Raw genomic sequence first — 23,659 nt, 5'->3', positions numbered from 1 at the left:
CGATCCAATTCGGATTGAGGGTTTTATTAAAGTAGTACGTCTCAAAAAAGATAGATTTTTTTTCTGAACTCGTAACTCGGTCAAAAGATTAAATAAAATTAAATCTCACACGCAAAAAAAATTATTGCTACAGAATTATTAATATAGTTCACATAAGTTCATAAGCTCATGATTGCTAATTCAATTTTGCTTAAATATCGGGATAAGTAGCAATGACTAAATCATTCTCAGACTCTAAAAATTTTTTTCTCGTAGCTATTGGTGCTTCAGCAGGGGGAGTACAAGCTTTAGAGTCATTTTTTGGCAACTTGCCTGACCATCCCAATGCTGCATTCATAGTTGTACAGCATCTTTCTCCCGATTTCAAAAGTATGATGACGGAGATCCTCCAGCGCAAAACGGTTATGCCTGTGCACTCGATTGAGGATGGGATGGAGATTGAACCAAGTCATGTTTATGTTCTACCTCCTAAAAAACATTTAGTAGTTAATGAGCATCGTTTATGTTTACTAAAGTCTCCCGATTCTTTTGATTATCCGATAGACAAATTTTTTCGCTCTTTAGTGGAAGGATGGGGAGAAAAAAAGATTGCCATCTTGCTGTCGGGAACGGGCAATGATGGTACAGAAGGAATACAGGCAATTGGCCGAGTTGGTGGTATTGGACTGGTACAGTCTCCAGAAACTGCTCAGTTTAATAGTATGCCCAGTAGTGCCATTCCGTCTGGTTTAGTAGATGAAATTCTCTCGCCTCAAGAATTAGCCCAAACTGTATTCGAGTTAATCCGCTTTTCCGATAATTTTCCCGACTCTTCATCAGAAGAAGCTGTACTAATTGACCCCGAACAGCTACAGACTATTTTAAATGTCTTAGCAGAACGGGAAGAAATCGACTTTTCTCACTATAAAATCAGTACCTTATCCCGTCGCATCCATCATCGCTGTGCCCTTACTCACTGTGAAAATCTCAAAGAATATATTAAGTTACTTGAAGATTCTGAGGAAGAGCAAAAATTACTACGTCGGGATTTATTAATCGGCGTAACTCAGTTTTTTCGCGATAAACCCGCCTGGGAATTTCTGGAATCTAAGGTTTTACCAGAAATCATTGAGCGATTACAACCTCATCAACAGATGAGAGTTTGGGTTTCAGCTTGTGCCAGCGGAGAAGAAGCCTATTCGATGGCAATGTTAGTAGATGAAGCAATTTCTCAGGCAAATAAAGAGATTCAGGTGAAAATTTTTGCCACCGATCTTGATACCAATGCTTTAGAAATAACTGCCAAAGGTATCTATCCTGAAAGTATCAGTAATAATATTGATCCTGAACGTTTAGAAAAATATTTTACTTTTACTGGAGAGCATTTTCAGGTCAAACGTTTTTTAAGAGAAATGTTAATTGTTGCTCCCCACGACTTAACCAAGAATGCGGGCTTTTCGAAAATGAACTTGGTGAGTTGCCGTAACGTGCTGATTTATATGCAGCCACAGCTTCAACAACAGGTTTTGCGGTTACTCCATTTTGCTCTCGCACCTCAAGGAATTTTGTTTTTGGGGGGGTCGGAAACTTTAGGAGATTTATCTGAAGAATTTTCGGTGGTACACACCAAATGGAAAATGTTTCGTAAGCGACGAGATATTACCCTCTCAATTGGACAAATTGCCAGGCAAACAATGGTAACCAAGTTACCAGGTTTAACTAGAGGTAAATCCAAAAGTAATCAGCAGTTAGATCGTCTGTTGCAGGAAGTATTCAAGTATTGTTTGAACGAGCGACAGTTGACTTGCTTATTGGTAGATCGAGATAATCTACTAATACGAGTTTTTTATAATGCAGCACAGTTATTGGAGTTTCCCGTAGGGGAGGCGATGCTAGACGTAATCGAAATCGTTAATCCAGAATTAAAACTGCCTTTATCTACTGCTCTTCATCGTGCCAGACGCGATCGCCAGCCTGTTTTATATACAGGAATTAAAATAAATCGTCAGGGAGAAGAATTAAACGTTACTCTGCGAGTCGGTTCAGAAGGCGATAATATTTCCTTGGGAGATTATATAATTGTGGTTCTAGAAGTTGAAGCACCCACTATTGTATCTCCTGTAGCAATGCGATTCGATCTGGATGAAGAAGCTGCACAGCAGATTACAGAATTAGAATACGAACTACAACAGACTCGTGAGAACTTGCAGGTAACGATTGAAGAACTAGAAACTACGAACGAAGAACAGCAGGCAACTAATGAAGAATTGCTGGCTTCCAATGAGGAATTACAAAGCATTAACGAAGAGCTACAGTCAGTTAATGAAGAGTTATATACAGTTAATGCCGAACATCAGTCTAAAATTGCCGAGTTAACTCAATTAAACAACGATATCGATAACCTACTTCGCAGTACTGATATTGGTGTTGTGTTTTTGGATTCCCACCTCAATATTCGTAAGTTTACTCCTGCCGCTACAGAGGTAATCAATATCAAGCCCAAGGATATGGGTCGTCCTTTAACTGATATTACTAACAATTTAGAATTGCATGATCTGCCTGATATTTTAAAGCAGGTAATTAATCGCGAACAACCCTTAGAGTTAGAAGTTAGTATCGCCAAAACAGGGGTACAGTTATTGATGCGAGCCAATCTTTATCTACGAGAAGATGGCAAAAGTGATGGGGTAGTGGTTACTTTTGTCAAAATTGAAGAACTCAAACGAACCCAAGTAAAACTCAGAGGCGCAAATTCCTTATTAGAAAATCTTTACAGTACTAGTCCTGCTGGTTTGAGTTTACATGACTCAGACTTAAAATATCTGCGGATCAATCAAGCCTTAGCCGATATCAATGGTTTGTCAGTAGCAGAACATATTGGTAAAACCGCCAGTGAAGTTATTCCCAATTTAGCAGATTCAATTGAGCCAGTTTTACGTCAAGTTATTGAAACAGAACGACCTGTTTGCAATGTAGAAATGAGTGGTAGCACTAATGCTAACCCAGACGTAATTCGCTACTGGACTGCCAGCTTTTATCCTGTAGATCTACTCAATGGGAATCGAGGTGTTGGTTCTGTAGTGATGGAAATTAGCGATCGCATTGAAGCAGAAGTAAATCTACGAGAAAGTGAAACTAAGCTACTCGAAGCTCAAAAGCTAGCCAACATTGGTAATTGGGAAATAAATATCCCCACTGAACAATTTAAGGTGGGTTCAGCTAGGGCTATTTGGTCGGCACAACTATATCGAATTTACGGTTTAGAGCCCCAGCAACCAGTTCCGACCTTTGACGAACTGATTCAACTTCATCCGACCGAAGACCAGAAGCTAATTAGAGATGCTTTTCAACAGTTAATCAATTACTCAATTCCTTTTAACCTAGATCTTCGCTGTGATTCTCCTGATGGTAAAGTTCGCTATCTTAACAGCATCGGTCGAGCTGCTTGTGACAGCAAAGAAAAGGTAATGAAGCTTTACGGTACAGTGATGGACATTACTGAACGCAAGCAAATTGAGGCAGAGCTGATGCGTCAAAATCGAGCCTTGGAAGAAGCGATCGCTGTTGCTCAAGCTGCTGACTCAGCTAATCAAGCTAAAAGCGATTTTCTGGCGAATATGAGTCACGAAATTCGTACTCCCATGAATGCAATTTTAGCGGTTGGTCAACTACTCGATTTAACTGAACTGAATGCCGAACAGCGTGGCTTGTTAAAAACTTTGAAATCAAACGGCACTAGGCTATTAACTCTGATTGATGACATTCTCGATCTGTCTAAAATTGAAGCTAGAGAGCTAAAACTAGATTTTGAGCCGTTTGACATGGCAAAAATGGCGCAAAATCTGCTTCAATCCTTTATGCCTCAAACTCAAGCCAAAGGATTGGAGTTAAGTTTAACTATTTCTGAAGAGCTACCACCATATTTTATCGGTGATGATTTTCGATTGAGGCAGGTTTTAAATAATTTAGTCGGTAATGCCCTCAAATTTACTGACCAAGGGCAAATTAAAATAGCGATCGCCCCTGAATCAAATATATTGGCCGATCTTTTGATCGTTCGTTTCACAATAGAAGATACGGGAATCGGTATACCCCAAAAACAGCAGGAAAAACTTTTTCGAGCCTTTACTCAAGCTGATAGTTCTACTACGCGCCAGTATGGAGGTACTGGTTTGGGATTGACTATTAGTCGTCGGATTGTGGAATTGATGGGAGGCGAACTTAAGGTTGAAAGTATCGTCGGTCAAGGCTCAACCTTTTGGTTTACTTTACCCTTAAAGGTAACTGATATCGCCAGAGACATTAGCCAGTCAGAAACTAGTCCCAATCTTCCCCTGAAAACTTCAACTGATTCTTCTCGAGCTAAACGCTTGTTAATTGTGGACGATAATCTCGATAATCGAGATTTGCTATTTATGATGTTGCAACCTCTAGGTTACGAATTAGACCGCGTGAATAATGGTCAAGAAGCATTGGAATCTTTAGCCAGCTGTGAATACGATCTGATTTTAATGGATTGCCAGATGCCTATATTAGACGGGTATCAGGCAACTCAGATCATCCGCCAGAGAGAAGCAAAACAGCGACATACGATAATTATCGGACTAACTGGAAATGCCATGACAGGCGATCGTCAAAAATGTCTAGATGCGGGAATGGATGATTATATTAGTAAACCTATAGATCTGAATAATTTGACCAATGTCATTAAGCAATGGCTCAAAAGGTGACTTTTTTATAGGTTAATTCCAAAATTATGATGCCTTAAGCTCATCCCACGAATAAATATGTCATGTTGCTCAAATTATTTGTTATCTTAAGTACATATATCTGTACTTAATTATATGTTGGCTCAACAAACAAACTATACCAATCTACGCCAAAATTTAGCTTCAATACTCGATCAAGCGATCGCTGAACGCAGTGTTATTGTTGTTACCCGACAAGGTAAAGAGGATGTGGCAATTTTAGCTGCCGATGAATTATCTAACATTCTAGAAACCTTACATCTTTTTAAATCTCCTGCTAATGCTCAAAAGCTGATAGCCGCTATGGAAAGGGCAGACGCGATCGAGAATGAACCCGATTTAAAATCACAAAGCCTAGCTGAACTTTGTCAGGAGTTTGGTATTGAGCGATAGGAGCGTTATTTTTGATTCTCAATTTCGGGATGATTTACGTTGGTGGGCAAAAAAAGATCGTAAAATTTGTGACCGTATTTTAGACTTGCTTGAGGCGACAATAGCAAACCCTACCACAGGAATTGGTAAACCCGAGAAATTAAAATACTTACCTGGAGATCGTTGGTCAAGGAGAATTACTCAAGAACATCGACTTGTATATCAAATAGGTAATGGTAAGTTAATTTTTCTTCAATGTCGTTATCATTACTGATTGCTGATCACTGATAGCCAACGGACAAACAGTGTAGCATTTGAAACTTGCCTCGATTGCCAAATCATCGAAAATTGCCAAGTCGTGAAATGAATCTTTGCTCGTGGCTTTTTACCTTACTATAAATTTAAGGTGAGCATTGCTCACCTTAATACCTTACTTAAAATTAATTAAAAGGTTTTGAGAAACTCGATTAAGGCTCGTTTATCTTCATCGGATAAATCTGATCCAAATTCATGTCCGTGATCTTCAATAAAATCAGGGGCTTGATTGTATTTCAACAGTAATGGAGTCAGTACATCATCAGGAACAAACCCAACCAGAGAACTTAAAACTCTCCCTCCCAACTCAGAGTTTAATTTCCGTTGCAGAGTTCTTGGTGTCTCGCGAGGATCTAAGTTAGCCAGAAGTTTAATCGGTGTTCCTTTAGGTACATCAGCCTGGAGTGAGCCTAATGCTAGATGGGTATCTCGGTCAGTTCGATTAATAATGCGATCGCGTTTTTCGGGCCATAACAGTTTTTCAATGGCATCATTAAATGCTTCCATCCGTCCTGCCACGGAAGGGTCAGCATTATATTTACCCAATAAGTTGTTATGTAGCAAAGGTGCACTAGACCAAACACTAATCAGAGAAGGAGTACGATAATAGCCCGTTCCTCCTGCGGGAACATCTAATTCTAGGGGTTTATCTTCATCGAAAGGATTTTCTAGAGTTAGCTTGCCAGGGGATGGTAATTCTTTATAGGTTTTGGAGGAGAATTGCTCCCATACATGACCTTTGGTGGCGTTAGTTGCTAATGCCCGAGCCGCATTAGTACCAATTTCCGTTACTGGTTTACGTTGATCATCTGATAAGAAGTTATGTTTCAGAAAATCAGAACTGAGGACAGATTCTCGATACCATTCTTTAGCCTGTTCGGGGTCAGCAGCAATTTCTGCTGGTGGCTGTTTGCTGGAGTGACACTTAGCACAAGTATCGGCAAATATTTTCTTACCTTGGGTTAGTACCTCTCGATCTTTAGTTAAATAAGCTTTCCCTCCTGGGGCATCTGCTAGATACATGGGCTTGATCGTGGTCAAAAATTCCTCAGCATCTGCCATACGAGCTTCTGTTTTGGGCCAAAATTCACAATCTTTTTCAGCAGTAGCAATATCAAAAGGCTTTTGAGCTTTTCTGCCTAATAAGGGATCGTGAAGAGTCAACCAATAATCAGAACAAGAACCGATATTAATATAAACTCGCTCAGAAGCTAAAGGAATACCAACTGAATCTGCACCATCTTTGAGAATGTGCGGTACTTTTTCTTTCGTGCCATCATTCATGACCTCTTCATATCTGGGACGATCAGCCAAGTTAAAGATGGCATTGATCGCATTGGGATTATCAATATGATCAGTGGCAATGCGAGATGTATCAGAAGTACCAGGGGGCTGACTATTAATTATTTGTTTACGAAAGTCTTCATCGGGGATAGTACTACCAAATAATTGTCCTTCCCTCAGATACTGATTACCCAGTGCCCCGACAATGTTTTCCCATTTAGGGTTTTCGGTGTCTTTGGGCGGTTTGAGAGGATCATAGGCAATATGACAGACTCCACAGGAGATACCAACGCGATAGGGAGGTTCAATTTGAGCTTTACTGTCTCCTAGTGCGTAATATTGGGCTACATCCCACTCTTCAGGGTCGAAATTAGGATTGGGAAACTTACGCGCACCCATAACACCAATGGAATTTGGGTCTTGAGTGCAATTATCTAGCCACAAACCATATTCGTCTGGCTTGGTGGCTGCCTTACAACCAGGATCGTTAATGATGCCAATTTCTTTAAAACGTTCATTGCGCTGGTAGTGAGGCGATGGATCCACTGTGTCGCTATCAGGGCGAGCATCTAACAAACTTAAAAAGTCGGCTTCTCCGTGAGTACTTTTGGCTAAGTTACGGAAATATTTCTCATTGCCAGCAGTCCAAAAATACCAAGTTTGTAACCCGCGTCGTTCTGCCTCAGTTAGCTTGCCATAAGATTTTTCGGGCAGGTAACCAAGATAATCTCGATCATATTCAGACTGTTCTGGTTGAGACTTTTCTGGATAACTTGGGCTAGTATTTTTTGCGGGTTGAGTGGCGACTTCTGGCGTGGACTTAGGTGTAGCAATCTCGACTGCGTTTCCATTAGCTTCCGCTTCGGCAATTAGTTCTCTTAAACGCTCGACAGACGTGGCTTGATATTCATAGGGAGAACAACCTTGCACCAATATTGCGATCGCCAGCACGCAGACTATTATGCCTATATGCAGCTTTTTCATGTACTTCTCCTAAAGACAATATAAGATTTTTAGGTTCTGATAAAAGTTTTTTCTCTAGAAAATCAATTTCAAGTTTTATCTTAGTTTTATTAAGAAAAATCACACTTTTTTGTAGTTAATCAATCTTTACTCAAAATTTAACTTCTTTATTGATTGATCTTAAAAAACCAAGTAAATCAAAAATTAACTAAACTCAAAGTAGCTCTGGTTTTCATAGATTAAACCTGACTTTCAGAGGTTTTTTAGTAAAAATGGCAAAACCACGATCAAGCTACTTTTTTAGTACATAGTTTCTAGCTTTTTACAAAGAAAAATTACAAAAAATTGATTTTAAATAAGACAAAATCTTGAATTGATAGTAATAAGTATAAGCTTAAATTAAATATTTAAAACAAAATTTTAATATCACCAAATAATCACCGTACTGAAGCTTGTTAGTCCCCTTAGTTCGATGAGTATCAAAGGAAAAAAAAATGATCTTTCAACCATTGAAATTTCGACACCTGACAGTTAAAAATCGTATTTTTCGCTCTAGTGTTACTGGACGTTGGGATAATTACGACGGTTCTGGAACTCAAGCTCGGATCAATTGGGAGAATAAGTTTGCCAAAGGAGGAGTTGGAGCAATTGTTTCCTCCTATGTACCTATTTCGATTGAAGGTCGCATTACCCCTAATGTTGTCACCATAGATTGTGATGCCAGAATTCCTTTTTGGCAGACTGTGGGGGAAGCAGTGCATCGATATAATTGCAAATATATCCTTCAGCTTAGTCATTCTGGTCGTCAGAGGGATATCGAAGGAATTGAAAATACCTTAACTCGATCGCATGGTATCGATCCCAAGCCAGCTCCTAGTTCGACGGATGAAGCCGATCAAATTAACGGTCTACCCGCGATCAAAATGCCAACCTGGAAAGTCAAAGATATAGTTCAAGACTTTGCCAAAGCAGCAGACAGAGCCAAAGAAGCTGGTCTTGATGGGGTTGAACTCCATAGCTCTCATGGATACTTAATTAATCAATTTCTTAGTTCGGCAATCAATCGACGAACAGATCAATATGGAGGCGAGCTTAAAAATCGCTATCGATTTTTGCAGGAAATTGTCAAAGAAATCCGTAAAGTCGTAGGAGAAGACTTTCATCTTCAAGCCAAAATTAGCGTAAGAGAATTCAACAATATTATTCCTCCCTGGCAAAAGTCGGGTAATACTTTTGAGGAGGCAATCCAAATTTGTCAGTGGTTAGAAGAAGATGGAGTTGATGCTCTGCACATTTCTCGTGGTAGTACTTTTCCGCACCCTCTATTACCCTCTGGACCTTTTCCTTTGAGAATGCTGCGTTATACCTACGATACGATGACATCAAGTGGGGGCAAAGCCAGCTTTCGTAACTTAATTCTGTTTCGCTATCGATTACTCCAGCCAATTTTCCAATTACTTTGGCGACGATTACCGAAAAAAATCGGCGATCGCTATCAACAGCCAGTCAAAGGTTCCGAGATTCAGGATGAATGGCTAGATGACTTTTTCAAAGAACACGTATCTACAGCAGAATTTCAACAACTAATAGAAAAACATCAAGGTACAGTTCTCAGGGATGCTCAAGAAATCAAGCAGAATTTAAAAGAAATTCCCATCATTACCACTGGAGGATTTCAACAGGCATCGTACATCAATAAAGCGATCGCCGAAGGCTATACAGATGCTGTAAGTATGGCTCGCACCTTAGTTGCCAATAACGATCTGGTCAACCAATTCCACGCAGGAAGGGATATTGCCCAAAAGCCTTGTACCTATTGTAATGAATGCTTGGGAGCATATTTAGAGCTACCTTTAGGCTGCTACAACTTAGAACGTTTTTATCAGCGATCGATTCAAAACCTAACTGCTGAAGAGCAAGATAAAGCAATGCAGGAAGCAGCAAAAGCGAGAACCAAGGAGGTGATGACAGTATTCGATCCTCCTCCTAAGCCATATGTTCCGCCGATGTAGTTGGAGTTCGGAATTCGGAATTCGGAATTCGGAGTTCGGAGTTCGGAGTTAGTAATTGGTAGTTTTGGGAGATGAGCAGTGACTACAGAAAGTCAGGAATCTAATTTAACAACAAATCAGGAATCTAATTTTAAGCAAATATGGTGGAAAATTTTCGGGATTATTGTGGCTATTTTGGTCGCGATCGTAATCTACTTAGTTTCACCATTATTGTTTGGTAACGGTACAACTAAGTATGCAGATATTAACGACCATTACAAATATGGTTCGATTGGGGGAGAAGCTGCTAATGGTATTCCCTATTGGGTTTGGAAGGCACTACCAGTTGTTTTTACAGATAAATTGCCTGGAGAGGGGTACACTTCACTAGGCTTTATTCAAGAACCAGAACATGACCTTCCTATTGGTTTTTCTCAAGCTAAAATAGGCTTTGATCGCGTGGCACAAAACTGTGCAACTTGTCATGCAGGTTCACTTAGAGATACTCCAGATAGTGAACCGCAGATTATTACCGCTATGCCTTCTAATACCGTTAATTTAGAGGGATATATCCGTTTTCTTTCAAATGTGGCGATCGATGAGCGGTTTACTGCGGATAAAATGATGCCGGCGATCGAGGCTATGGGTGCAAATCTGAATCCTCTGGAAAAGTTGATTTATCGCTATTTTGCTATTCCTCAAACCAGAGATGCTCTAATTACTCAAAGAAGTAAATTTGCTTTTTTAGATCGACAGTCAGCCTATGGTCCTGGGCGAGTGGATACTTTTAGCTCGTATAAAACCCGTCAGTTTAATACCCCTGCTGACGAGATACCCCAAGAAGAACTGAATGGTATTGCAGATTTTCCTAGCGTCTGGCAACAAAAACCTCGTGAGGGAATGCAATTGCACTGGGATGGAAATAATACCTCTGTCAACGAACGAAACAATAGTGCTGCTTTAGCCTTAGTCACCCCGACTACGATTGATTTTGGTGCCATTCATCGAGTTGCGGATTGGCTTTGGGAACTACCCGCACCAACCTATCCCTATGCAATTAATCCAGAATTAGCTGCTGCTGGAAAAAAAATCTATGCTAATAACTGTGCTAGCTGTCATGCTTTTGATGGTTCCAAGGTCGGCACAGTAATACCTATTACAGAAATCGGTACAGATCCAGGTCGTCTTGACTCCTATACAGAAGAACTAGCCCAGAACCAAAAAACGCTATTTGCGGGAATTAGTTATCAAGGAGTAGACCAGCAGTTTAAGCACTTCCAAAAAACAAATGGCTATGCCAATATGCCTCTTGATGGCGTATGGTTGCGCGCACCATACTTACACAATGGTTCAGTGCCAACCTTAAGAGACTTATTAGAACCTCCAGCCAAGCGACCCAAGGCATTCTATCGTGGTTATGACGTATTTGATCGCGACAACGTTGGTTTCGTTTCCAATATCCCCGAGGAAAATGGCAAACAGTACTTCAAGTTAGATACCACCCTACCAGGTAATAGTAATAGCGGTCATTTGTATGGTACTGACTTACCAGCTAAAGATAAAGATGCTCTGGTGGAATACATGAAGCAACTTTGACAATTAGCTATTAGCTATTAGCCATTAGCTTTTAGCTTTTAATCAAAACAAATTACAACTACAAAAATAAATCATGAATACGTATGCTGTTTGGTTTAAGCGCATTGTTTGGTTTGGTATTTTGGCTAATTTTACTTTTGCGATTTTAGCTTTTGTAATTCCCAATCAATTAGTTACTTGGTTACAATTAGGTTCTCTCGATTCTTCTGTTTGGTTATTTAATTACTCAGTTCTGTTAGTTTTTCTCAGTTGCTTCTACATACCTGCTGCAGATGAGCCTGAGGATTATATAGTCAATTCCTGGCTATTAGTTGCTGCTCGCATAATTCCTGCCACAACCTTCTTTGTTGGTGTATTGACTGCCTTTATGCCTAAGGGGTTCATAACTCTGGGAATCGGAGATTTCAGCATTGGTATTATCGAGATAATTCTTTTGATTCTGACACTCAAGAAATCAACAAGTCTCCAACAAGAAGATCAAAACTTAGCAACTACAATCCCTAAACCACTCGATCTACTAAATATGTCTCAAGCGGAAATAGATGAACTTTACAAACAGGGTTCAGTAGGGGAAATCCCTAACGGCAAGAGTAAAGGTATCGCTATTATTGCTGCGGGGACTATCTTAGCAAAAATATTGGCACTGCTGAGTAAGTTGTTTTTTTGGGAGGGAAAATATTTTGTTCGCGAAGAAAAGTTCTTTCTCAATATACTTCCTCCTTTTGAAATCAGAGCTTTCAAAGGCGAGATCTATAAAGGCAATGGTCGGTTCTGCGAAGGGGAAGCCATTATCTTAGATTATTCTCAAACTTCTCTCATTTTTAAAAAAGTTAAGGAAGAAATGCGAGAAATTGCTCCTGGCTTTTATCTTGCCCAGGTTTATATAGGAGACAAGCGAGTATCAAACTTCACTCTAGAGTTTTAAACAAACTGAGAAAAATGTTTAAAGCTTATACTTTCAAAACTTGGTTTCATGAAAAATAATTTCTTTTTGTGGCTGGCGATCGTAATAGTAGTTGTCACTGGATGGCTTTTAGTTCCCAATAACTTGTGGCAATATGCCTTTTTCCTGCGTATACCTCTGCTTATGGGTATACTGCTTATCGCTCTCCCTGCGATCGCTGAGTTTCTCTTCCCAGCAATGCTCAAGAATCTTTTTGTTCTGCGTGGTATCTGGCAAATTGCTTTTACAATTTTGGGGGCAATTATTGCAGGAATGTCTGTAATTTTCGTTTCGGCAATCATTATTGATAATGCAGAAGCTCGTTTTTCTGTTCTCTCACTAATAACAATTTCTCCGTCATGGTACTACGGATTGGCGATCGCTTTAGCTTTACCTACTGTTCTGGCTATTACTGATTTATCAAAAGAAGAAATTGGCAATAAAAGATGGCCAGGATTGTTTTTGGGGGTTTCATTGAGTGGTATCTTTTTATTCATCTTCAAGCTAACAAGACACTATCTCTCGATCGACAATGCTTCTAATCCAGTTTTAGTCAAGCTATTATCTGGACTAAATAACTTTTTAGTGAAAGTCATTTCCTTACTGGCGAATCACTCTACCGCAGGTTATATCGATCCTGTAACTGGTAATTTAACTACTGCTAATTTTAATGCTTTGGTTTTCTTTGTCGTTCTTCTGGGCATATATGTGGTCATTTTTGTCCTTTATAGACCAAAATCAGTCCCTTCAAAACAAAAAAATGAAGTAGCTGCACTCTTATACGTAATGTTGTTAATTTCCATAGCAACATTGTTTTTAGGAAATCTCACCTTTTTTTTCGATTACTCGCGGGTTTCTGTTTTCTTGTTTTGGTTAGTAATTGCTGGATTGATGTATTGGCTAATCAATGTCGATCACTTTTTCCATATTGAAAAAGTTAAAGAAAATCCCCAACAATTAGAACGAGCAAAAGACTTTAATAATATAATCCAACAACGTTTGGACAAACAAACTTTAGTTATCGTTTGTGCTAGTGGTGGTGGAATTCAGGCTGCTGGATGGACAACTCAAGTTTTAACTGGTTTACAGGCGAAAGATCTTTTAGGAATATCATTCCCGAAAGCAATTAACTTAATTAGTTCTGTTTCTGGTGGCTCAGTAGGAAGTATGTATTATCTTGATCGCTTTACGGATAAAGGGTTTCCACCAGATGACCAATTAAAACCTATCTTCGATGGTGCGACGGCAGATAGTTTAGATGCTGTAGGTTGGGGTTTAGCCTATCCTGACTTGTGGCGCATTATTGCCTTACCCATTCTCGCTCCTAGATTACTTGATCGAGGTACTGCTTTAGAAACAGACTGGCAAGGTGAAATGAAAGAACCCAATACAACTTTAGCCAATTGGCGGCAAAAAATCATTGAAGGCAAACTTCCTATCCCTGTATTTAATTCAACTTTAGTTGAAAATGGTTTTCGTTTGCTGATTACTCCCATGGATTTTGGTGAGTCTAGGAAGAAAAAATTCTTTGATTTTCATAGTCTTTATCCTGGCTACGATATTAATGTTGCTACTGCTGCCAGGCTTTCTGCGACCTTTCCCTATGTATCTCCCATTTGCCGAGATAGTGAAAATATTCAAAAAAATTATCATATAGCTGATGGTGGTTATTTCGACAATTCTGGTTTTGTGACAGCATTAGAATGGCTTCTAGATTTGTTTAAAAAAGACTCCCAAGAAAACAAAATCAAAAGAGTTCTAATATTGCAAATTAATGCTTTTCCCAAAAGTTCTCCGACAACTCGAGCTGAAGATAGCCAAGAAGCTGAAAACAACCAAAAAGCTCAAAAGAATCAAGGCTTATTTCTGGCAACCCTCGGTCCATTATTAACCCTATTCAAAGTGCGAGATCCCATTCTCAATGCTCGTAACTGTACTGAAGTAGACCTTTTGGAACAATGGCAAGAGGTAAGCCAAGCTTGCCAAGAACAAGAAATAGATATTCGATACTTTCCTATTTACTTTCCTTCTAAAGAAGAATTTCCTCCAGAAGTAGCTGACAAATTTTATAACGAACAAGGTGAATATCGACCACCTCTTTCTTGGAAGTTAACCCAAAAAGAAAAAGATGCCATTAAACATGGATGGAAGGCAATTAAAAACAAAGAACAAATCGAAAAAATTAAAATCCTTTGGAGGGATAAATGGAATATGTAATTAATTTTGTCTGAGTACTCAGCTAACAACTAACGACTAACAACTAACAACTAACTATGGCTACTGACTACATCTTATTTGTCCACGGTGTAAATACTCGCGATGAAAGAGAAACACCAAAATTTGCCGAAAGCCTAATTAAAGGTTTAAATCAAGAATTAGGTCAAGATAGAACAAGTAATATTGTTTACATCCCACTGTACTGGGGAGATGCCAATCTTAATGCAGAGAATAGGCTACGGAAACAATTACAAGCATCTCCTCTTTGGAAAGATATGTGGTTTAGAGATTTCCGGGAACAACAACTACTTCAATTTGCTGGCGATGCTGCTCTCTACATTAGTCGTCACCTTGGCTATAAAGTTGTAAAAAGACTAAAAGAAGATGCGATCGCCCGAATTCAAGATCCTCAACCTGGAGACTGTCTTCACTTAGTTACTCATAGTTGGGGAACAGTGATTCTTTTTGACGTGCTGTTTGCCGGTCGCTGGAACAATCCTGATGCACCAGGACACAAAGATGTAATGGCAATTCGTGACGCTATCTTTGGTTTGGCTGGAAACGATAAAAATCCTTTGCAAGGTATGCCTTTAGCGAGTCTGCATACTATGGGTTCGCCTGTGGCAATTTTTAGCTTAACTAACGTCAGTTCAGATGCTGATGATAGTGAAGAATTAGCCTCTACTGTTCCCAGTACTCACGACATTACTCCAAGATTAAAAGAGTTGCTGAAAAGTCTCTATGAAAGGCGAGGTCAGAAAAAACTACCTTGGAGAAATTATATCCATCCCGGAGATCCGATCGCCTATCCCCTCGATGAATTAATGAGTAGCTTAGTCGATCAAGATGAACAATATATAGACTTTGAAGATTTATTGAGTCACGACCGTAAACTATTAGATATTATCTCCATACCTTTGAGACAAACCGTTGTCGCTTTATTACAAGGGGGGAAAGCTCATGGTAGTTATTGGGAAAGCGATCGAGTAGTCAAAGAAATTGCTAGTTTCTTTAAGCCAGCAGTAGCAAGAGAGGTCGTGTCTAGCAAATGACCCCTAGATATACTCGAATTTATAATGGCTTGTTGTCTGTCGCGATCGCCAAGGGTACCCGAAGAGTAATCGCCAAGCATACACCCATTCGAGTGCAAGCCCGAAGGGTAATCGCCCGGTGCCAGCTGATATTGATCGTTGGATTAGTATTATTTGCTCCTCTAGAAGTTAAGGCACAAGAAAGCATTCAGCTTCAGGTTTATCCCAAGACTCTGAAAATAGCTGGAACTAGACAACAAAAAATTGAGCGAACTCTGACCATCACTGCCAATAAACCACTAAATCCTCAAGATTTACAGATTAGCTTTCGGGATTTATATCGAACAGATGAATTGGAAATTTTTCCGGTCATTGCTCAAAAAGCAAAGCAAAATATTGCTCAAAATTCCCAATTTGAGTATCAACTTCCTCTGGAATTCGATTTACAGCAAAGCTCTAGTATGGGAGAGTTTTCGGGAGAAATTGTACTACGGTATCAACCGCAGGGAGAGAATATTCCTCAAGAAATTTTACTGCCCATAACTACCAAAATCAAAAGTAACTGGTGGTTGCCCTTATTATGCATTGTACTGGGAACGGGAATTGGAACAGGATTGTCCTGGTATCGCTCTCAAGGCAGACCAAGGGATGAAATCTTGGTACGAGTCGGACGACTTCGCATCTGGATGCAAAAAGATCCTCAATTTGACCAGTCTAGAGGATTTAAAAACCAAATTGAATATCAGTTGAATAATGTTCGATCTGCCGTCCAAGAAGAACGTTGGCAAGACGCTGAATCGGCATTAACTTCTGCTAAAATTATTTGGCAAAAATGGAATAAAGGCAAAACTCTGTTACTACCGCAATTAGAGTACGCAACTGAACTCGAACAGAAAGTTGCTGACATTAATCCGCATCAACCTTTTAAACAGCAAATAAGCTATAAAATTGCTAAAGAAGTAGAAAATGCTCCTGACTTAGATGATATTGATCAGTTAAGAATAAATTTGAATCAAATTGCCTCACAAATCAATACTTATCATCAACTGCAAACCCAATTGGAACAAGTTGAAAATTTATGGCAGGAGTTAGCTCAGGTACTTCCTGATGAGGCTGATGAATGGCAACCTCAAATTGATAGCTGGAAACAACAATTTGCTAATTTAACCCTAGATGACGATATGGGAAATCTAGCGGCAGAGCTTAAAAATATGGCTCAAGAAATCAATGAAGCCATACCGAGAGGCAGAGGAGTGGCATCTGAAAAGAGTTTGGCAATGACTACTGAGCAACCAGTTATTGGGGATGCGCCGACTGGAATCAGTTTCAATATCCAGAAGAGTTTACAGAAAGCCAATCTAAATTTAAAAATATTTGCTTGGTCAAGTTACGCGATCGCCCTCTTGTTGTTAGTGGGAGCTGGCTTTAGTGAATTGTATATCGATAATGAAACTTTTGGCGATCGCCCTTTTAGAGATTATTTTTCGCTCTTAGCTTGGGGATTTGGTGCGGAAGCTAGTCGAGAGGCGATCGCCAAAGCGATCGAGGGTTGGGGTTTGGCAGGATTAGATAAGGAATAATAATTAGGATCCAAACATTACAAAATTTCAATAAAATTGAGTTTTATGCACCATTAAAAGCAATAATCACTATATTCAAGATTCAAATGGGAAAAATAAACATTTAAATCATCTCATCTTGATTTTTGATAATCTTGCTACTGTTATTGAATAGATAGCAATTATTCTAAATGGACAATAACAACTCAGAAACATTATCTGACATCAGGGTTATGCTCCTTGGGGATTCGATAACCCAAGCAAATACTGAACATGATAGCTATCGCCGCCCTCTATGGCAAAAATTAAACGAAGCAGGTTTTAACAATATCGATTTTGTTGGTAGCTTACAAGAAAATCAAGGCGGCTCCAACCCAAATCCCGATTTTGATCTAGATCATGAAGGTCATTGGGGTTGGAGAACTGACGAGATCTTAAATCAGCTAGATGGTTGGGTCGCCTCAGCTCAACCTGATGTAGCTTTTATTCATCTGGGAACTAATGACATTCTCCAGGGTCAATCAGCAGATAGTACGATCGATGAATTAGGAGAAGTTATTGATGTTTTTAGAGCCAATAATCCTAACATAGTTATTTTTCTCGCACAAATTATTCCAGCCAGAAGAAATGATGATGAGCGGGAAAAATTAAACCAACAGATTTCTATTTTGGCAGCAGAAAAAAGCCAAGTTGATTCACCTATTGTTGTTGTAGATCAATCTTCTGGATTTAACCTGCGCGATGATACATATGATTCTGTACACCCTAATAGCAGGGGCGAAAATAAATTTGCTGATCAATGGCTAGCGAGCTTTGATGAGATATTTGGTAGTACTTCTTCAACTACTACTGCCTCTGATTCCCTAGACAGTGAGGGGACTGCTACTGATGAAAACGCTCAGATGGGTTCTACTGTATTTCGCTTTGTCGATCCCATATCAGGTGTACCTCTTTACACTGCCGATCCCTTAGAATATGAATCACTGCTAAACGAACCAACTAATTACAATTTTGAGGGTGCATCTCACATTTCAGTAGACCCGTTAACAGGAGGAGAAGAAGTATTTCGTTTTCGTAATCAAGATACTGGAACATATTTTTATACCATTTCTCCAACAGAAAAAGATTTCGTACGCGATAATATAGATCGCTATGTTTTTGAAGATAGTCAATTCAATGCCTATCAAACTGAAGTAGAGGGAACAATTCCCATCTATCGTTTCTATAATCCAACTCTCGGCACACACTATTTTACTGAAAATATAGACGAGAGGGTTTTTGTCGACAATAATCCCTCATACGATTTTGAAGGCATTGCCTATTATGCTTATCCTGTATAGGTTTACTGAGTTTTTGGTTTGGGTATTTGTTGCAGAGGCTAGTCGAGAGGCGATCGCTTTGGCGATCGAGGGTTGGGGTTTGGCAGGACTGGATAAAGAATAATCACTTGAATCAGGTTAAAATACTTCTGTATTGCTTCAAATAATATTCTCTTAGATGAAAATTCTTTTTCTATCCTCAAATCCTCTGTCAACCAGTCAGTTGAGTTTAGAGGAAGAAGCAGAAGAAATAGAAGAAGGATTAAAAAGATCTAAATTAGCGGACAAGTTTAAATTTATCCAACGGTGGGCAGTACGTCCCAGAGATTTACGTCGGGCTTTACTAGAAGAAAATCCAGACATTGTTCACTTTTCGGGACATGGAAAAGGAAGTGCCGGTCTAGTTTTGGTCGATAAGGCAGGACAACCTAAACCAGCAACAGGAGAAGCATTAGTCGGTTTATTCATACAATTCCCCTGTATCAAGTGTGTGTTGCTCAATGCTTGTTATACAGAAGTTCAAGCTCAAGCCATTGTGCAACATGTTGATTATGTAATTGGCATGAAGAATACTATTTTAGATGATGCGGCGATCTCCTTTACTACTGGTTTTTATGATGGGTTGGGATATGGCAGAAATATTGAGGATGCCTTTGAATTAGGTTGTAACGCTATTTTGTGGGAACTTTCGAGTTTTTCTAATAAGACTCGCCAAATGATTCCAGTTGACTTTACCAATACTGAGAACAAATCAACTTTACCAGAGAACCTGAAACCAATTTTGCTGAAAAAATTAGTCAATTTTAATCCGCATATTTCGTTCTCTAACGAAGTGAAGATGGCAAATTCCCCTCAAACATCAAGCAAAAATTATATTCAACTATATCGCGATCGCATACAGAACTATCTATCAGGCAGAATCACCAAAGAAGCGGAAGTTTTTAGCGAAGATTTAGGTAAAGGTGTCACCTTAGAAATGGTTTCTATTCCTGGGGGAGAGTTTCTGATGGGAACAGATGATGAGGAAATAGCAAGACTCTGCAAAATTCATGATATAGAATGGTTTCACTGTGAAAGACCACAACACAAGGTTAATATTCCTAGTTTCTTAATGGGACGATACCCCGTCACTCAAAGCCAATGGCAAGTTGTTGCCAGTATGAATAAAGTATCGCGGGATTTAGAACCAAAACCTTCTCACTTTCAAGATGACAATTTACCTGTGGAAAAAGTGTGTTGGAATGATGCAGTGGAATTTTGCGCTCGTTTATCCAATAGAACTGGTCTAGATTATCGTTTACCTAGTGAAGCAGAGTGGGAATACACTTGTCGCGCCGGAACTAATACCCCGTTTTATTTTGGGGCAACAATCACAACGAACTTGGCGAATTATCGAGGAAGCGATTGGGATTATGGGGATAAAGTTTATTCAGGGAATTTTGCTAAGGAACCTAAAGGAGAATATCGAAAAGAAACCACAGAAGTAGGAATATTTCCACCGAATGCTTTTGGTCTATACGATATGCATGGGAATCTCTGGGAATGGTGTGCTGATGATTGGCACAAAAATTATGATGGCGCACCTCACGACGGCAGTGCTTGGTCATTAAAAACTAGTAACCATAAAATAATACGCGGTGGTTCATGGCTCAACGAGCCTCATGTCTGCCGTTCAGCGGTTCGCTTCAGCTTTCCCCGCGACCTCCGTAGCAACAATATCGGTTTTCGTATTGCATGCGTTGCTCTTAGAGCAACATAGTCTTTTACCCTGTTGCACTCTGCACTTCTTTTCTATTTAGCGGGCGATTGGGTTCCGCCCACTGCAGTCTTGCGATTGAGCGAAGCTCACCGCCATAGGCGATCGCTCTCCTGTTGTTAGTTGGAGCTGGCTTTAGTGAATAGTATATCGAGAATGAAACTTTTGGCGATCGCCCTTTTAGAGATTATTTTTCTCTCCTAGCTTGGGGATTTGGCGCAGAAGCTAGTCGAGATGCGATCGCCAAAGCGATCGCAGGTTGGGGTTTGGCAGGATTAGACAAGGAATAAATGTGAGTTCGGAGTTCGGAGTTTAGAATTCGGAGTTCGGAGTTCAGAGAAGATTCAACCTTACAGAATTTATTGATGTTCAAGTTATAGTAGTGACCGAAGTATAATCACTCAAATCGAGTTAGAATATTTCTGTATCTCTTCAGATAACCTTCTCCTAGATGAAGATTCTCTTTCTGGCATCCAATCCCCAGTCAACCAGTCGCTTAAATTTAGGGAAAGAAGCGAGAGAAATAAAAGAAGGATTAAAAAGATCGAGATTAGCCGATAAGTTTGAATTTGTTCAAAGGTGGGCAGTGCGTCCCCAAGATTTGCGCCGTGCTTTACTAGAAGAAAATCCAGATATTGTTCATTTTTCTGGACATGGAGAAGGAGATACAGGTTTAGTATTAGAAAATGAAGTGGGCGAAGCAAAACCAGCTACAGGAGAAGCTCTAGCTGATTTATTCTCTCTATTTCCTAGTATCAAATGTGTTTTATTAAACGCTTGTTATGCAGAAATACAAGCTAAATCGATTGTGAGACACATCGATTACGTCATTGGGATGAGGCATACAGTATTAGATGATTTAGCAATTTTTTTTGCAACTGGTTTTTACGATGGTTTGGGCTACGGTAGAACTATTGATGATGCCTTTAAATTCGGTCGTAGCGCTATTTTGTTCGAGTTGTCCAGTACTTCCGATCCAAATCGCAAGATGATCCCTGTTGATTTTGAAAAGGTTGAATCTCAAGCAACTTTATCAGAACATCTCAAGCCAATTTTACTCAAAAAGACCATAAATGTTCCTCAAAATATCACTCTAACCAATAATCAACCTATTCACAATAAGACCATTACAACAAACACAAATTCTATTCAAGAATATCAAGAACGAATCAAAGAGTATTTAGCAGACCGCAATTTAACACCTATTGCCAAGTTTCAATTAGCCACATTTGCTAAGGAGCAAGGAATATCAGAATCAGAAGCCAATAATATTTTGGAAGCAGAATTAGGGAAAATCGAGCAAGCAAAAAAAGATTATCAAACTGTATTACGACAAACTATTGAACAGGGATATTACCCCTTTAATGAGCAACTTGAGCAGCAACTAAAAGATTTGCAGACAAGCCTTAAATTAAGTGATTTAGAAGTAGAGGAAATTTCTAAAGCTATTCTGGAACAAGCAGAAATCCAAATCCGAACTAAAACAATTACCTTCGAGGTTACTACAGTTGATGATAGAGGAATAGAAAACAGCAGAATTAAGAAAGAAGCAGATGTTTTTAGGGAAGATTTAGGTAATGGCGTCACCTTGGAAATGGTTTCTATATCTGGGGGAGAGTTTCTGATGGGAACAGATGACGAGGAAATAGCTAGACTGTGTAAAAAATATAATTGGGAAGGCTATAAGAGGGAAAGACCTCGACACAAGGCTAATATCCCAAGTCTCCTGATGGGAAGATATCCCGTCACTCAAGCTCAATGGCGAGTTGTTGCTGAGATGGATAAAGTATTGCGAGATTTAGAATCAAACCCATCTCACTTTAAAGATGACAATTTACCTGTAGAACAAGTGTCTTGGGATGATGCAGTAGAATTTTGCGCTCGTTTATCCAATGAAACTGATCGAGATTATCGTTTACCTAGTGAAGCAGAGTGGGAATATGCTTGTCGCGCAGGAACGGATACGCCGTTTTATTTTGGCGCAACTATCACTACAGACTTAGCGAATTATCGAGGAACCGATTGGGAGTATAAGGGCAAAGTTTATCCAGGGAATTTTGCCAATGAGCCAAAAGGAAAATTTCGAGGAAAAACTACTTCGATACAAAGTTTTCCACCCAATGCTTTTGGTTTGTATGATATGCATGGTAATGTTTGGGAATGGTGTGCTGATGATTGGAACGAAAATTATAATGGCGTACCTCAGGATGGTGCTGCATGGTTGTCATGCAGTGGTACAAAAGTAATACGCGGTGGTTCATGGTCCTTCTATCCTGGCCTCTGCCGTTGTGCGTACCGCAACTACACTACGCGCGATAACCGTGACGACAATATCGGTTTCCGTGTTGTGTGTGTCGTCCCCAGGACTACATAGCCCTTTGCTCTCTTTCACTCTTGCCCTATGCACTTTTTTCTTTTTCCTTTTAAGCGAGCGAAGCGAGCTTTTTTTATTTTTTTGATCAAAGTAACCAAACTACGTCTTATGCGAATCAAACCCATCATTTCAAGTAAAAATTAACTAGCAAAATAGATATCTTGACTGAACTTCAGTTACGAAGGGGCTTGGGGAAGCCGTCACTTCCCCAACAGGGGGTCTCCTAAAGGATACCGCTTCGCATATGGGGGAAAGTTCCCCCAGTAGAAAAGTTTGGTTTTTAAGGATTATTATGATTCGGTTATGCTCTAAAAGATAAAATCCGTCTTAAGGACTAAAGTCATAAAATAAAAAAGGGGCGACAAATAGCTTTTATTATTATTGCTGCGGTTGTGAGGTGGTTTGCTAGAAGTGGTAAATTTTAACTGATTATGCAAAATGGCGATCGCCTGAAAATAGCTCAAACCACATTTTAATGAAAATTTGCCTAAGTTTGGAGTCTTTAAATTTGAATTGCCATGTCATGAAAAGTGGCAAATGAATAATGACCATATGTCTATACTTTTGGATACTTCTGTTAGGTGATTAGCTTGTAGATGAAGAGAAAGTCAATTAAATATCTTTTGTAATTGATTTCATACTAACAATTTCAATGTAGCAAATTTCTCTTATCATCTTAAATTCATCTTGGTTATGTTGAATTTTGTAGGGTAGATAAAATTTATATTCCACATGGAATCTAGAACTATTTTCATATAATTCTTTTTCTGGAAGCTCAAAATTTTCAACTGAATTAGCATCAAGAGTTATATCGATAGTTCCTTTATAATCAATAATATTTTTTAAATATAATAAGCTGATTAATTGCTTATAAGAAAACATTCCTAGATCGTAACTTAATAACCACAGATGATTTTGTTTGATAGATATTTTTTTATAAGTTACATCCTTAAAGATCTTTTTAAAACTATATTCTTTAGAATGATTTTTTGCTTTAAAATCTGATTCAAATTTGGCAAGCAGGTCAAGAAAAATATTCATTAGGGCGATCGCCTATTATGCTCTGGAAACAAAACCAAGGGTAGCAGAGTCTAAGCTAGCTTTTTGTTTTCTCTATGGCAATACTTCCCTAAAAATCGAATCTAACTTTTAAGACTGTGCGTGAGTGTTGTCTTAGCTAATTCTCTGTTTTGATTATTGCATTGGATTCGT

The 23,659-nt window shown here is 39.2% G+C and carries 14 protein-coding genes; 12 read left to right on the top strand and 2 right to left on the bottom strand.

The window, feature by feature from the left end; genetic code table 11:
• Positions 1–212 precede the first annotated feature (212 nt).
• The 3 genes from PLEUR7319_RS0113300 (at position 213) to PLEUR7319_RS0113290 (ending at position 5,373) form a co-directional block, all read left to right on the top strand.
• Complete coding sequence (locus tag PLEUR7319_RS0113300) at positions 213–4,709, top strand: chemotaxis protein CheB (RefSeq protein WP_019505727.1); 4,497 nt, start codon at positions 213–215, stop codon at positions 4,707–4,709.
• Positions 4,710–4,823: 114 nt separating this feature from the next.
• Positions 4,824–5,120 carry a type II toxin-antitoxin system Phd/YefM family antitoxin gene (locus PLEUR7319_RS0113295; protein WP_019505726.1) on the top strand — a complete coding sequence of 99 codons (297 nt, stop codon included), beginning with the start codon at positions 4,824–4,826 and terminating at the stop codon, positions 5,118–5,120.
• Positions 5,110–5,373, top strand: coding sequence for a Txe/YoeB family addiction module toxin (locus PLEUR7319_RS0113290; RefSeq protein ID WP_019505725.1), 264 nt, complete (start codon positions 5,110–5,112; stop codon positions 5,371–5,373). The genes PLEUR7319_RS0113295 and PLEUR7319_RS0113290 overlap by 11 nt, the downstream gene beginning before the upstream one ends.
• Before the next feature lie 170 nt (positions 5,374–5,543).
• Here PLEUR7319_RS0113290 and PLEUR7319_RS0113285 read toward each other — a convergent pair whose 3' ends face one another.
• A complete protein-coding gene (locus PLEUR7319_RS0113285; RefSeq protein WP_026102496.1) occupies positions 5,544–7,682 on the bottom strand; it encodes a hypothetical protein in 2,139 nt (712 codons plus the stop codon).
• A gap of 473 nt (positions 7,683–8,155) precedes the next feature.
• Here PLEUR7319_RS0113285 and PLEUR7319_RS0113280 point away from each other — a divergent pair, with 473 nt between their 5' ends.
• The 9 genes from PLEUR7319_RS0113280 (at position 8,156) to PLEUR7319_RS0113235 (ending at position 22,447) form a co-directional block, all read left to right on the top strand.
• The gene (locus PLEUR7319_RS0113280) at positions 8,156–9,673 is read left to right on the top strand and encodes an NADH:flavin oxidoreductase (protein WP_019505722.1); all 1,518 of its coding nucleotides are present in this window, start codon (positions 8,156–8,158) and stop codon (positions 9,671–9,673) included.
• A gap of 78 nt (positions 9,674–9,751) precedes the next feature.
• Complete coding sequence (locus PLEUR7319_RS0113275; protein ID WP_019505721.1) at positions 9,752–11,248, top strand: c-type cytochrome; 1,497 nt, start codon at positions 9,752–9,754, stop codon at positions 11,246–11,248.
• A gap of 73 nt (positions 11,249–11,321) precedes the next feature.
• Positions 11,322–12,173 (top strand): hypothetical protein, encoded by an 852-nt coding sequence (locus PLEUR7319_RS42005; protein ID WP_019505720.1) that lies wholly within the window; start codon positions 11,322–11,324, stop codon positions 12,171–12,173.
• A 48-nt stretch (positions 12,174–12,221) separates the two neighbouring features.
• Positions 12,222–14,408, top strand: coding sequence for a hypothetical protein (locus tag PLEUR7319_RS0113265; protein WP_063822248.1), 2,187 nt, complete (start codon positions 12,222–12,224; stop codon positions 14,406–14,408).
• A 56-nt stretch (positions 14,409–14,464) separates the two neighbouring features.
• Positions 14,465–15,460, top strand: coding sequence for a hypothetical protein (locus PLEUR7319_RS0113260; protein WP_019505718.1), 996 nt, complete (start codon positions 14,465–14,467; stop codon positions 15,458–15,460).
• Positions 15,457–17,019, top strand: a complete 1,563-nt coding sequence (locus tag PLEUR7319_RS0113255) for a hypothetical protein (protein ID WP_019505717.1) — start codon at positions 15,457–15,459, stop codon at positions 17,017–17,019. The genes PLEUR7319_RS0113260 and PLEUR7319_RS0113255 overlap by 4 nt, the downstream gene beginning before the upstream one ends.
• Before the next feature lie 170 nt (positions 17,020–17,189).
• Positions 17,190–18,338, top strand: coding sequence for a GDSL-type esterase/lipase family protein (locus tag PLEUR7319_RS38870; protein ID WP_019505716.1), 1,149 nt, complete (start codon positions 17,190–17,192; stop codon positions 18,336–18,338).
• Between the two features lie 157 nt (positions 18,339–18,495).
• Positions 18,496–20,076: an SUMF1/EgtB/PvdO family nonheme iron enzyme gene (locus tag PLEUR7319_RS38865; protein WP_019505714.1), complete on the top strand. Its 1,581-nt coding sequence runs from the start codon at positions 18,496–18,498 to the stop codon at positions 20,074–20,076.
• Positions 20,077–20,524: 448 nt separating this feature from the next.
• Positions 20,525–22,447: an SUMF1/EgtB/PvdO family nonheme iron enzyme gene (locus PLEUR7319_RS0113235; protein ID WP_019505713.1), complete on the top strand. Its 1,923-nt coding sequence runs from the start codon at positions 20,525–20,527 to the stop codon at positions 22,445–22,447.
• A 612-nt stretch (positions 22,448–23,059) separates the two neighbouring features.
• On the opposite strand, the gene PLEUR7319_RS0113230 is transcribed toward PLEUR7319_RS0113235, so the two are convergent.
• Positions 23,060–23,488: a hypothetical protein gene (locus tag PLEUR7319_RS0113230; RefSeq protein WP_019505712.1), complete on the bottom strand. Its 429-nt coding sequence runs from the start codon at positions 23,486–23,488 to the stop codon at positions 23,060–23,062.
• Positions 23,489–23,659: the final 171 nt, after the last annotated feature.

Source organism: Pleurocapsa sp. PCC 7319 (assembly GCF_000332195.1).
Classification (GTDB): domain Bacteria; phylum Cyanobacteriota; class Cyanobacteriia; order Cyanobacteriales; family Xenococcaceae; genus Waterburya.
This window is presented reverse-complemented; position numbering and strand designations above follow the sequence as displayed.